This is a genomic window from Pantoea sp. X-Soil-YNGN-785 (assembly GCF_059730585.1).
The window spans coordinates 2,961,094-2,973,282 of sequence record NZ_AP035942.1; the positions used below are offsets into that span (position 1 = coordinate 2,961,094).

Here is a 12,189-nt window from a genome sequence, read left to right on the forward strand (position 1 = left end):
CTCATTTTATTAACGCTTATTCTTTTTCATATGCGCCATCAGACGCTTACGTTTACGCTGCTGCGTTGGCGTCAGCAGGTTACGTTTGCCTTCATAAGGGTTATCACCCTCTTTGAACTGAATGCGAATTGGCGTTCCCATCACGTTAAGTGATTTACGGAAATAGTTCATCAGGTAGCGTTTATAAGAATCAGGCAGATCCTTAACCTGGTTACCATGGATCACCACGATAGGCGGGTTATAGCCACCAGCATGCGCATATTTAAGCTTAACGCGACGACCGCGAACCAGCGGCGGCTGGTGATCGTCTGCCGCCATGTTCATGATGCGGGTCAGCAGCGAGGTGTTAACGCGTCGGGTCGAACAGTCATAGGCTTCTGTAATCGACTCAAACAGATTACCCACGCCGCTGCCGTGCAGCGCAGAGATAAAGTGGATGCGGGCGAAATCGATAAAGCCCAGACGGAAATCCAGCGTCTCTTTCACTTCATCACGCACTTCCTGCGACAGGCCATCCCATTTGTTGACCACAATCACCAGCGAGCGACCACTGTTAAGAATGAAGCCCAGCAGCGAGAGATCCTGATCGGAAATACCGGCATGGGCATCAATCACCAGCATCACGACGTTGGCATCTTCAATTGCCTGCAGCGTCTTGATTACCGAGAATTTCTCAACGGTGTCAGAAATTTTGGCACGCTTACGCACGCCTGCGGTGTCGATCAGAACGTATTCACGTCCATCACGCTCCATCGGAATATAGATACTGTCGCGGGTGGTGCCCGGCATATCGTAGACCACCACGCGGTCTTCACCGAGAATACGGTTAGTAAGCGTTGACTTACCTACGTTAGGACGGCCAACGATCGCCAGTTTGATTGGCAAGCCAGTCGGGTCGAAGTTTTCCTCTTCCTCTGCGGCTTCGTGCTCAGCAATCTCGTCAGCTTCAAGCGCAGCCCAGTAAGCCTGGTTCTCTTCTTCTTCAGTGAGCTCGACCGTCTCAACTTTTTCCATCCACGGCAGCAGTGCCTCTTCTATCAGGCTGCTCACACCACGACCATGCGAGGCTGCAATGGCATGAATCTCGCCCAGGCCCAGTGAATAGAAGTCGACAATCGCCTGATCCGGATCGAGACCGTCAGTTTTGTTCGCCACCAGGAAAGTCGCTTTCTGACGCGAGCGGAGATGCTTAGCGATCTGCTGATCGGCGGCCATCATGCCCGCACGTGCATCGACCATAAATAGCACGACATCGGCTTCTTCAATCGCCAGCAGTGACTGCTCGGCCATCCGCGTTTCAACACCTTCTTCGGTGCCGTCGATACCACCGGTATCAATAACAATAAATTCGCGCCCTTCCACTTCGGCGCGACCATATTTGCGATCGCGAGTCAGTCCAGGAAAATCCGCTACCAGCGCATCACGTGTGCGGGTTAAGCGGTTAAATAGCGTAGATTTTCCCACATTGGGACGCCCAACCAGCGCGACCACAGGTACCATAACAAAATGCCTCAATAAATAATGAATCGCCCGAATGGCGTGATTATAACGGCTCTGGCCGCTAAGTTCAGGCTTAAGGCGCAAAGAATACCATGCCTGACTAAAAACGAAACGGCCCCTGATTAAATCAGGAGCCGTCGGAACGGAGGATTTCACCTGCCAGACGTTTACCCGTTAACGGGTAATCGCATAAACCTCGCCGTCTTTCGACTGGATCAGCAGCTTATCGCTGGCAACCACCGGCTCAGTCTGGAAGCCTGAGCTATCCAGTTTCTGCTGTGCGACAAAACGACCATCGGTGGTGTTCAGCCAGTGCAGATAACCTTCACTGTCGCCGACCACCAGGTAGCCGTTGTAGAGCACCGGTGACGTCAGGTTGCGATGCAGCAGATCGCTCTGACGCCAGATGGCAACACCGCCATCAGCGTTCAGCGCAATCACACGGTCATCCTGATCGACCAGATAGATACGACCGGCATCGACAATCAGATCTTTCACACCGCCAATTTCGCGTTTCCACAAAATCTGGCCGGAACGCAGATCCAGCGCCGACAGGTTACCGTTGTAAGCGAGTGCATACACTACGCCATTAACGATAACCGGCGTGGTATCGACGTCATTAAGACGGTCGATCTCAGTGGCACCGCTGACCTGAGAAATACGCTGCTGCCAGATCAGCTGTCCCTGGTTCATCACCACGGCACTGACGCGACCGTTGTCGCCACCGACAATGGCGCCGCCAAATGCGACAGCAGGTGCAGATTCACCGCGCAGAGACAACGCTGGCATATCCAGATTGACGCTCCACTTCACCGCACCGCTGCTCTGATCCAGTCCCTGCAGCATGCCGTTACTGGTATGCACCAGTACCAGACCATCGCTGACAACAGGACGAGACAGCGCTTCACCTGCGACGCTGGTCTGCCAGGCCAGGCTGCCATCGCTGCTGTTCAGGGCATAAACTTTGCCGCGCTCGCTGCCGACATAAACCCGATCGCCATCAGCGGTCAGGCCGCCTGATAACAGCGCTGAGCGGTTTTTCGAGAAGAAGCCGGTTTTCTCAGAGAGATCGACTTTCCATTTTTCTTTACCGTCTGCGGCATCCAGCGCTTTGACAATACCAAAACGATCGGCTGCAAAAACAGTGTTGTCCTGCCAGGCCGGATGCAGATTTGAGTAGAAATCACCAACGCCATCGCCTACCGAGGTGTTCCACACTTTCTGTGGCGTGAACTGATTTTCTACCTTCGGCAACGGGGCCATTTTTACTACATCTTCTTCGCCGCTAAACAGCGAACAACCGCTGAGCAAAGTGACTGAAATCAGTCCTGGCAGCAGGTATTTACGTAATTCCATGTGCGCTCTCTTGACTGGCTTAGCTTAAGTTATTCATCTTCATCTGCATCATTTGCTTCAATGCCGGAGAGGCGTCAGATTCGACTCCTTTACTCCAGGCATCGCGCGCGCCCTGCTTGTCACCTTTGGTCAGCAGCGCTTCGCCACGAATATCGGCCACAATGGCTGTCCAGCCATCACCCTTCACACCGTCAAGGGTTTTAAGCGCCGCATCCGCTTGATTCTGTTGCAGTTGAATGCGTGCCAGGCGCAGGTTAATCACCGCCTGCAGATTGGCATCTTTGGTGTCTTTCAGTCCGTTTTGCAGCAGCGTTGCGGCCTTATCAAGCTGACCAGCGTCAACATACTGCTTCGCCAGATCCATCGCAGCCAGCGCACCGTAGGTATTGCTGTTTTCACTGGCAAAACGGCTGACCGCTTCCAGCGTTTCCGGTTTACCCGCCTGCATGGCGCTGGTGAGCTGCTGATACTGCGCGGACACGGATTTCGCCGTATCATCCTGATGACTGCTCCAGTAACGCCAGCCACCCAGCGCAGCAATGCCGATGACTACGCCAATGGCTAACGCTTTGCCATTACTGGCAAAAAAGTTGCGCAGCGCGTCGGTCTGCTCGTTCTCATTGCTATACACTTCCACGCAATCCCTCTCCTTTCTATGGTTGGTGCTGTGTCACGCTGACTGTAACAGCGTGCGCAATACAGCAGCAGCCTCTGCCTGATCCAGCGTTTGCTGCTCGCCACGGCGCAGATCTTTAATCACGACCTGACCGGCTTTGACTTCGTCTTCGCCTAACACCAGGGCAACGCGTGCGCCCCACTTGTCAGCACGGGCAAATTGCTTCTTGAAGTTGCCGCCGCCAAAGTTAGTCATCAGCCTCAGTTCCGGCGCTTCATCACGCAATTTCTCAGCCAGCTGCATCGCAGCAGACTGCACGCCCTGACCTGAAGCGATAACATAGACATCCACATTGCTCGTCGGTTCAAATTCAGGATTAACCGCCTGAACCAGCAGCACCAGACGCTCCATGCCCATGGCGAAACCCACGGCAGGCGTTGCACGGCCACCGAGCTGCTCAACCAGGCCATCATAGCGACCGCCGCCACACACCGTGCCCTGTGAACCCAGGCTATCGGTAACCCACTCAATCACGGTGCGGTTGTAGTAATCCAGGCCGCGTACCAGACGCTGATTGACGGTGTAGCTGATACCTGCGTCATCCAGAAGGGCACACAAGCCGCTGAAATGCTCGCGGGAGTCGTCATCCAGATAGTCGCCAAGCTGTGGCGCATCATTCAGCAGTTGCTGAACATCGGGATTTTTGCTGTCGAGAACGCGCATCGGGTTACTGTACATGCGGCGTTTGCAATCCTCGTCCAGCACGTCTTTGTGCTGTTCAAGAAAGGCGACCAGCGCGTCACGATAGTGAGCACGGGCTTCCAGCGAACCGATAGAGTTAAGTTCCAGGCGAACGTGCTCAGAGATACCCAGGGCTTTCCACCAGCGGGCATTCAGCATGATCAGTTCAGCATCGATGTCCGGTCCCTGCAGACCAAACACTTCCACACCGATCTGATAGAACTGACGATAGCGGCCTTTTTGCGGACGTTCGTAGCGGAACATCGGTCCCATGTACCACAGGCGCTGTTCCTGGTTGTAGAGTAAACCGTGTTCGATACCGGCGCGCACGCAGCCTGCCGTACCTTCCGGACGCAGCGTCAGGCTTTCACCGTTGCGGTCATCGAAGGTATACATCTCTTTTTCAACCACGTCGGTGACTTCACCGATGGCGCGTTTAAACAGTGGGGTTTGCTCTACCAGCGGTAAGCGAATTTCGCTGTAACCGTAGCTCGCCAGCGTCTGCTTGAGAACGCCTTCAATCCGTTGCCAGAGGGCAGTATCCGCAGGCAGGTAGTCGTTCATCCCGCGAATTGCCTGAATATTCTTCGCCACGTTAAAATCTCTTAATGCAAAAAAACCTGTCCGGCATCATACCTTATGAGGATGAAACCGCACAGGTTCAGTCAAAAAAGTCACGTACGCAGGCCGCGCACGCCATTATTTTTCCAGATGCTGCACATCAATACGGCGGCTGGCATCCAGCATCGACGCTTTGGCACGGATGCGCGCTTCCAGCTGATCGATCATGTCATTGTTGTCGAGACGATCGCGCTGACGCACACCATCTTCGTAGAAACCACTCTTCTTGCTGCCGCCGGTAACGCCCAGCGTAGAGAGGGTCGCTTCGCCGGGTCCGTTGACTACACAGCCGATAATCGACACATCCATCGGCGTGATCAGGTCTTCCAGACGCTGCTCCAGCGCGTTGACCGTACCGATAACGTCAAACTCCTGACGTGAGCAGGTCGGGCAGGCGATGAAGTTGATACCGCGAGAGCGAATGCGCAGTGACTTCAGGATATCAAAACCGACTTTCACTTCTTCAACCGGATCGGCCGCCAGCGAGATGCGCAGCGTATCGCCGATCCCTTCTGACAGCAGCAGCCCCAGGCCAATCGCTGATTTTACTGCGCCTGCGCGCGCGCCACCCGCTTCGGTGATGCCGAGATGCAGAGGCTGTTCGATCTGTTTCGCCAGCAGGCGATAAGATTCAACCGCGAGAAAGACGTCAGACGCTTTTACGCTGACTTTGAATTGATCGAAGTTAAGACGGTCGAGATGATCGACGTGTCGCATGGCAGATTCCAGCAGCGCCTGTGGCGTCGGCTCGCCATACTTTTCCTGCAGATCTTTTTCCAGCGAACCGGCGTTCACGCCAATTCGAATCGGAATATTGTTGTCGCGTGCGCAGTCGACCACCATACGGATGCGCTCATTGTTCCCGATATTACCAGGATTGATGCGCAGGCAGTCGACGCCATATTCGGCGACTTTCAGGGCGATGCGGTAGTCAAAATGAATATCTGCAACCAGCGGCACGTTTACCTGCTGTTTGATCAGTCTGAATGCTTCTGCGGCATCCATGGTAGGCACCGAGATACGCACGATGTCGACACCGACGCGCTCAAGGGCTTTGATCTGATTTACCGTCGCTTCCACGTCAGTGGTGCGGGTGTTGGTCATCGACTGAACGGCGATTGGCGCGCCGTCACCGACCGGCACCTTGCCGACGTAAATGCGTTTGGATTTACGGCGGATAATGGGTGCTTCGTTATGCATATTTCTTCTCCACAATTGCCCGGTACGCGATACGCTGTTATTGCGCACCCAACGTCAGGCGAGCAACCTGGTTATTACGGATAAAACGGCTTAAATCAACGGGCTGATTCTGATATTGCACCTGAACCGCGGAAGGCGCGCCAATTTTCAGACGATACGGAGGCGTTCCTGCGAGGCTGAGTTTACCACCACTGCGCTGAATACCGCTGAACAGTTTTTTACCGGTCGCATCACTCACTTCCAGCCAGCAGTCGGCGTTAAAGGTCATGACCACTGCGTTAGGGTCAGCAGCCGGTTCACTGACTGCGGCTGCGCCTACTGGCATCTGAGGTGATGTGCTGTTACCGGACTGGGTAGCTGCAGGGGCAGCCGCCGTGTTTTCCACAGGTGCCTGACTCGGCGATACCACCGCATTGCTGTTGGTGTCCTGCTGTGCGGCAGTCGCGCTATTGCTGGCGCTGGCGGCTGGAGCCGCACTCGCTGGCGTGCTGGCCGCACTGTTATCGCTTGTCGTGGTATTGCTTTCGTCCGGCGCGGCAGGTGCCGCGCTGTCACCGCTGGATTCACCCAGCGGAATCGACTGGCCATTATCGCCGCTACTGCTGTTCTGATCGGTCATCGGCACCAGGTCATCCTGCGACGCCTTATGGTTCTGCCACCACCAGGCACCGGTCAGCCCCACCACCACAAACACCACCAGCCAGGTGAAAATCATCAGCCAGCCGTCGCGTTTTTTGCGACGCTTACCCAGTGAGAAACTTTGCATCGGTTCGATTTTTGCAGCCCGAACCGGTGTCTGTTTCGCCATCATTGGCAGCAGTTCCTCTTCAGGAATGTGCACCAGACGCGCGTAAGAACGAATGTAGCCGCGCAGGAACGTAGAGGCTAAATCGGCAGGCGATTTGTCTTCCTCAATGTCACGCACGGTAGAGAGTTTCAGGCACAGGCGCTCAGCGACGTTCTGCTGCGTCAGCCCCATCTGCTCACGGGCCAGACGCAGGCGTTCACCTGTTGAATGTAATGCAGAGTTTTCTTGAGTGGCTTCAGTATTCATTAGCTAAATAACGCTGGTACTGTATCGATTGCGGAAAACGTCGCGCTAACTGGTCGCCATAACGTGAAACGTCAGCGGCATTTCCCTGTAGCGCGGCGAAACGTAAGTGTAACGCCAGACTTCGTGCCGTTTCGGGCAACTGTTGCTGGTAAACGTCGAGCAAAACCTGCACCTTTGCCAGCTGGTTATCTGCCATCAGCTTTTCAGCTTCCGACAGCAGCGAATCCGCTTTGCGTCTGTCGGCCTCAAGGGCCTGGCGTAACGTCCTGCGGGCAGCGGCAACATCGCCCGCCTGCAGATAACAAAACCCTGCCAGCTCACGCGCGTCATTGCGTGCATCAAACTGAGGTGCAGCGCCTGCCCGACTAAACTGTTGATGCGCTTCGTCATACTGCCTTAAAGCGCAGAGAAACGCACCGTAATTGTTAGCAACAAAACCATTATCCGGGGCCTGCTGCTGTGCCAGTATAAACCGTGCCTGCGCCGCTGTCTGATTACCCTGCTGCTGCGCCAGCCGTGCCAGTGCAAGCGAGACCCGGTAGTCCTCGGGCGCGGCGGCCTGTGCACGCAGAAAGTTTCGCTCAGCTGCGGCATAGTCTCCACCGGCCAGATAGTGCATCCCTAACTGCAGACGCACCTCTTCAGCGCCGGGTTCATACGGCTGGCTGACACACCCGCTTACAACAAACAGCGCCAGTAAAACTGCAGGTAATCCGTTACGCATAATCGTTTCCATCCGGTTGACGTTGACAGGCTGCAGCCTGCCACGCGTCAACACTTCAGGAAACGCACTCTGTCACTCTTCTAGAGAGCCTTCACAGATATGGCTTCACCCGCCATTTTTTTACGCAGCGTTCGCTTGGTACGGTCGATCACTTCTCCGGCTAACTGACCACAGGCGGCATCAATATCGTCGCCACGGGTTTTACGCACGATGGTGGTAAAACCATAGTCCATCAGCACCTTGGAGAAACGATCGATGCGGCTATTTGAGCTACGGCCATACGGCGCGCCCGGGAAGGGGTTCCACGGAATCAGGTTGATTTTACACGGTGTTTCTTTCAGTAATGCGGCAAGCTCATGCGCATCGTCGGTGCTGTCGTTGACGTGATCCAGCAACACGTACTCAATGGTCACACGTCCCTGATTGGCGTTGGATTTACCAATGTAGCGTTTCACCGCCGCCAGGAAGGTTTCGATATTGTACTTTTTGTTGATTGGCACGATGTCATCGCGCAGCTTATCGTTCGGCGCATGCAGGGAAATGGCCAGCGCGACGTCAATCATATCGCCCAGTTTATCCAGCGCAGGAACGACACCCGAAGTAGAGAGGGTCACGCGACGCTTCGACAGACCAAAGCCGAAGTCATCCAGCATGATCTCCATCGCCGGCACCACGTTATTGAGGTTGAGCAGCGGCTCGCCCATGCCCATCATCACCACGTTAGTGATAGGACGCTGGCCGGTGATTTTCGCTGCGCCGACAATTTTCGCCGCACGCCACACCTGACCAATAATTTCTGACACCCGCAGGTTACGGTTAAAGCCCTGCTGTGCGGTCGAACAGAATTTACACTCCAGCGCACACCCCACCTGTGAAGAGACACAGAGCGTAGCGCGGTCGCCTTCCGGGATATAGACCGTTTCCACCAGCTGGTCACCGACACGAATGGCCCATTTGATGGTGCCGTCGGTAGAGCGCATCTCTTCCGCCACTTCTGGCGCGCGGATCTCCGTCAGCTCCATCAGCCGGTTACGCAGCTTTTTGTTGATGTCGGTCATCTGCTCGAAGTCATCGCAGCAGTAGTGATAAATCCACTTCATGACCTGATCGGCGCGGAACGGCTTTTCACCCAGCGACAGGAAGAATTCGCGCATCTGCTGACGGTTGAGATCCAGCAGGTTGATTTTCTGGCTTTTGGGGGAGACGACAATAGGGGATGCGGACGCGGACGTCACAATCTGTTCGGACATAATATTCTCTGGCCTCGTTGTTACACGTTATGGCGCTGTTCAGGGATAGGTGAAAAAAATTGCGCCTTCATTAAGCGATGTCAATGAAGGCGCAATATTGTACAACATCTGCGGCCTGATAACAGGCGGGAGTGACCTCCCCTACGCAGATTTTTGTAAAGCCGCTGTAACGTTTATCGCCAGGCGATTAACGGGTACGTGGGCAGATTTCGTTTTCGCCGAAGAAATAAGCGATTTCGCGGGCAGCGGATTCAGCAGAATCTGAACCGTGGGTCGCGTTTTCGGTGAAGCTGTCAGCGTAGTCAGCACGCAGTGTGCCAGCCAGTGCGTTTGCCGGGTTAGTGGCACCCATCAGGTCACGGTGACGCTGAACGGCATTTTCACCTTCCAGCACGGAAACAACAACCGGGCCAGAGGTCATGAATTCAACCAGACCATCGAAGAATGGCTTGCCCTGGTGCTCAGCGTAAAAGCCTTCAGCCTGCTCTTTGCTCAGCTGCAGCATTTTTGCGCCAACGATTTTGAAGCCTGCGCTTTCAAAACGGTTGTAGATAGCACCAATCACATTTTTAGCGACGGCGTTTGGCTTGATGATAGAAAAAGTACGTTCGATTGCCATGATGACCTCTGTCTTGACGTTCTGAAGAAACCGGTGGCGTCCGCCCCGGTTAAGAAACGGCGCCGATTATAGGGGCTGAGTCCGGCATTGCCTACCAGAGATCCCTGATTTGTTGAAAATTCTTGATCTGAGTCGAAGCAGAAGCGCAACGGTTATGATTTAGCGCAGAAAAGCGTCAGCCCCGGCTAAAAGTGATCGAGACAAGCTGACCCTCTTCATCCATCACCACCAGTTGATACTCGCCCGGATGATCGAGATGCAGCGACATCTCTGCGGCATTTTGCGTTATGAGAGGTTCACCATTCAGGAACCACCAGCGCTGCGTACCCTGCCCGCCCTGCACCGCGACCGGGATCGTCAGCGCACTGTTGCCCGGCAGCGGCTTAACAATTTGCCCCTCAATGATGCCGGTAATGATCAGCGGTGCACTGCTGCCCTGCTGTAACGGTGGACAGTGCGTATCAACAGGTGGCAGACGCTGCGCTCGCCGCTCCTGAGGCGGCAGCCAGGCTTCCAGCGGCAGCGGCCAGACAAGCCGTTCGTGACGGGTGGCGCCGGGACAGTCGGCAGCAACGCGCAGTCCCTGCGCATTCTGCCAGTAACTCAGGCGTAATCCGCTGAGGCTCTCCTGGCCGGGTGCCAGCAGCGTTGGCGGCAGCGTATCCGAAGCAACCCAGCTTTGCCGCCGCTGACGACAGTTTTCGTCTCCGGCGGGCAGCGGCTGACCACCAGGCCAGCAGATGGTCGCGACCGTGACCGAGGCCGGACGCGGATCGCCTGGCACGTCACGCCTGCCGAGGCGGCTCATCAGCACGCTGTTAATCTGATTCATGATCGGCACGGCTGAGGCAAAACCAAACTGGCCGGCAACCGGCGTCGCATCAGGTCGTCCGACCCACACGCCAATCAGGTAACGGGGATTAATGCCCACCGACCAGGCGTCGCGATAGCCGTAACTGGTGCCGGTCTTCCAGGCCAGCGGCACTACGTCGGGCACGTTGCCATTACCGGCAGGCTGCGCTTCGCCGGCCAGGATACGCCGGATGATCCACGCCGACTCCTTCGATAGCAGCGGTCGCTGCTGCAACGGTTGATCGGGCATCCAGCGCAGCTGAGCGGCATTGCCGTGGCGGGCAAAAGCGCTGTAGGCCGCGACAATTTCATCCATGCGCGCCCCGGTGCCGCCAAGAATCAATGAAAGATTGGGTTCAGCGCCAGGCGGAAAACGTAAATTCAGACCCACATTGCGCAGACGCGCCGCGACGTTTTTCGGCCCCAGCGCCTCCAGCAGCTGAACGGCGGGCAGATTCAGGGAGCGTACCAGCGCGTCGCTGGCGCTGACCGGTCCGTGAAAGCCGGTGTCAAAGTTGCCGGGCCGGTAATCACCAAAGCGACGCGGCACATCCTGCAGCAGCGATTCGGCATGAATCAGTCCCTCGTCCAGCGCCATGCCGTAGATAAAGGGTTTTAACACCGAACCTGGCGAGCGCACGCTGGCGATCATATCCACATGACCAAAACGGCTGTCATCGGTAAAGTCGGCCGAGCCGGCATAACCGCGAACGGCCATGGTGGTGTGATCCACCACCAGCATCGCCAGCGAGGTGCGCGGCGGCAGCTGATTTTTAACGTTCAGCGCCAGGCTTTCCAGTTCGCGCTGCAGTGAAGGATCGAGCGTGGAAACAATCTTATCGCTGCGGCTGATCGACAGCAGCCGCCGGGCCAGCAGCGGTGCCATCTGCGGCATCTGTCGCGGCGGCAGCCACACCGGCTCCTGACGAATTTCCGCCACCTGTTCCGCGGACCAGATGTGGTATTCCGCCAGCCGATCCAGCACTTTATTGCGAGCGGCTTCCGCCCGCTTCGGCCAGCGATCGGGCCGCAGACGGCTGGGTGCCTGCGGCAACACGGCAAGCAACGCCGCTTCACCCGGCGTCAGCTGTGACGGGGCTTTGCCCAGCCAGCTCCAGCTTGCCGCGCCCACCCCTTCCAGCGTACCGCCAAAAGGCGCACGATTAAGATAGAGCGTCAGGATGTCTCGTTTGGAAAGATGCCACTCCAGCTGTAGCGCACGCCACGCCTGAATCAGCTTGCCCCGCAACGTGCGGGGTTGCGGGTCGACAAGGCGTGCCACCTGCATGGTCAGGGTGCTGCCGCCGGAAATCACACTCTGATGACGCAAATCCTGCCAGGCCGCGCGCACCAGCGCCAGGGGATTGATGCCGGGGTGATACCAGAACCAGCGATCTTCGTAGGTGAGCAGCGCCTGCAGATAGGCCGGTGCCACCTCTTCTGGTGTAACCGGATAGCGCCAGATGCCCTTGCTGTCAGCGAAGCGCCACAGCGGCGTACCGTCGCTGGCAACGATCACCCGCGCAGGCTGCACCTGTTTAAGCGGCAGCGGGAACAGCCGATCCAGTCCCCACGTCGCCAGCCATAACGCCAGAAAAAAAAGCGGCAGCGCGAGCCACCACTTTTTAAGGGTGCGAGGTTTTAACACGCGTCGCG

10 protein-coding genes are annotated in these 12,189 nt (G+C 56.2%); all 10 read right to left on the reverse strand.

The window, feature by feature from the left end; all coding sequences use genetic code 11:
- Positions 1-9 precede the first annotated feature (9 nt).
- The 10 genes from der to pbpC all read right to left on the reverse strand — a co-directional run bounded on the left by der (position 10) and on the right by pbpC (position 12,181).
- Positions 10-1,500, reverse strand: coding sequence for a ribosome biogenesis GTPase Der (der, locus tag AC6I8E_RS13710; RefSeq protein ID WP_346435208.1), 1,491 nt, complete (start codon positions 1,498-1,500; stop codon positions 10-12).
- Positions 1,501-1,674: 174 nt separating this feature from the next.
- A complete protein-coding gene (bamB, locus tag AC6I8E_RS13715; RefSeq protein WP_013358724.1) occupies positions 1,675-2,856 on the reverse strand; it encodes an outer membrane protein assembly factor BamB in 1,182 nt (393 codons plus the stop codon).
- A gap of 19 nt (positions 2,857-2,875) precedes the next feature.
- Positions 2,876-3,493, reverse strand: a complete 618-nt coding sequence (locus AC6I8E_RS13720) for a YfgM family protein (RefSeq protein WP_013358725.1) — start codon at positions 3,491-3,493, stop codon at positions 2,876-2,878.
- 33 nt (positions 3,494-3,526) lie between these two features.
- The gene (hisS, locus tag AC6I8E_RS13725; RefSeq protein WP_095706797.1) at positions 3,527-4,807 is read right to left on the reverse strand and encodes a histidine--tRNA ligase; all 1,281 of its coding nucleotides are present in this window, start codon (positions 4,805-4,807) and stop codon (positions 3,527-3,529) included.
- A gap of 105 nt (positions 4,808-4,912) precedes the next feature.
- Positions 4,913-6,034 (reverse strand): flavodoxin-dependent (E)-4-hydroxy-3-methylbut-2-enyl-diphosphate synthase, encoded by a 1,122-nt coding sequence (ispG, locus tag AC6I8E_RS13730; RefSeq protein ID WP_003848692.1) that lies wholly within the window; start codon positions 6,032-6,034, stop codon positions 4,913-4,915.
- A gap of 37 nt (positions 6,035-6,071) precedes the next feature.
- Positions 6,072-7,088: a cytoskeleton protein RodZ gene (gene rodZ / locus AC6I8E_RS13735; RefSeq protein WP_312215860.1), complete on the reverse strand. Its 1,017-nt coding sequence runs from the start codon at positions 7,086-7,088 to the stop codon at positions 6,072-6,074.
- Complete coding sequence (gene pilW, locus AC6I8E_RS13740) at positions 7,078-7,812, reverse strand: type IV pilus biogenesis/stability protein PilW (protein WP_147789526.1); 735 nt, start codon at positions 7,810-7,812, stop codon at positions 7,078-7,080. The genes rodZ and pilW overlap by 11 nt, the downstream gene beginning before the upstream one ends.
- A gap of 80 nt (positions 7,813-7,892) precedes the next feature.
- On the reverse strand, positions 7,893-9,062 hold the full coding sequence (rlmN, locus tag AC6I8E_RS13745) for a dual-specificity RNA methyltransferase RlmN (protein WP_013358729.1): 1,170 nt from the start codon (positions 9,060-9,062) through the stop codon (positions 7,893-7,895).
- A gap of 187 nt (positions 9,063-9,249) precedes the next feature.
- The gene (gene ndk, locus AC6I8E_RS13750) at positions 9,250-9,681 is read right to left on the reverse strand and encodes a nucleoside-diphosphate kinase (RefSeq protein WP_003848684.1); all 432 of its coding nucleotides are present in this window, start codon (positions 9,679-9,681) and stop codon (positions 9,250-9,252) included.
- A 175-nt stretch (positions 9,682-9,856) separates the two neighbouring features.
- A complete protein-coding gene (gene pbpC, locus AC6I8E_RS13755) occupies positions 9,857-12,181 on the reverse strand; it encodes a peptidoglycan glycosyltransferase PbpC (protein ID WP_497824103.1) in 2,325 nt (774 codons plus the stop codon).
- Positions 12,182-12,189 lie beyond the last annotated feature (8 nt).

Bases quoted from the DNA above. Each gene is read 5' to 3' on its own strand.
- rodZ (WP_312215860.1), bottom strand. From the start codon at position 7,088: ATGAATACTGAAGCCACTCAAGAAAACTCTGCATTACATTCAACAGGT.
- bamB (WP_013358724.1), bottom strand. From the start codon at position 2,856: ATGGAATTACGTAAATACCTGCTGCCAGGACTGATTTCAGTCACTTTG.
- der (WP_346435208.1), bottom strand. From the start codon at position 1,500: ATGGTACCTGTGGTCGCGCTGGTTGGGCGTCCCAATGTGGGAAAATCT.
- ndk (WP_003848684.1), bottom strand. From the start codon at position 9,681: ATGGCAATCGAACGTACTTTTTCTATCATCAAGCCAAACGCCGTCGCT.
- pilW (WP_147789526.1), bottom strand. From the start codon at position 7,812: ATGCGTAACGGATTACCTGCAGTTTTACTGGCGCTGTTTGTTGTAAGC.
- rlmN (WP_013358729.1), bottom strand. From the start codon at position 9,062: ATGTCCGAACAGATTGTGACGTCCGCGTCCGCATCCCCTATTGTCGTC.
- ispG (WP_003848692.1), bottom strand. From the start codon at position 6,034: ATGCATAACGAAGCACCCATTATCCGCCGTAAATCCAAACGCATTTAC.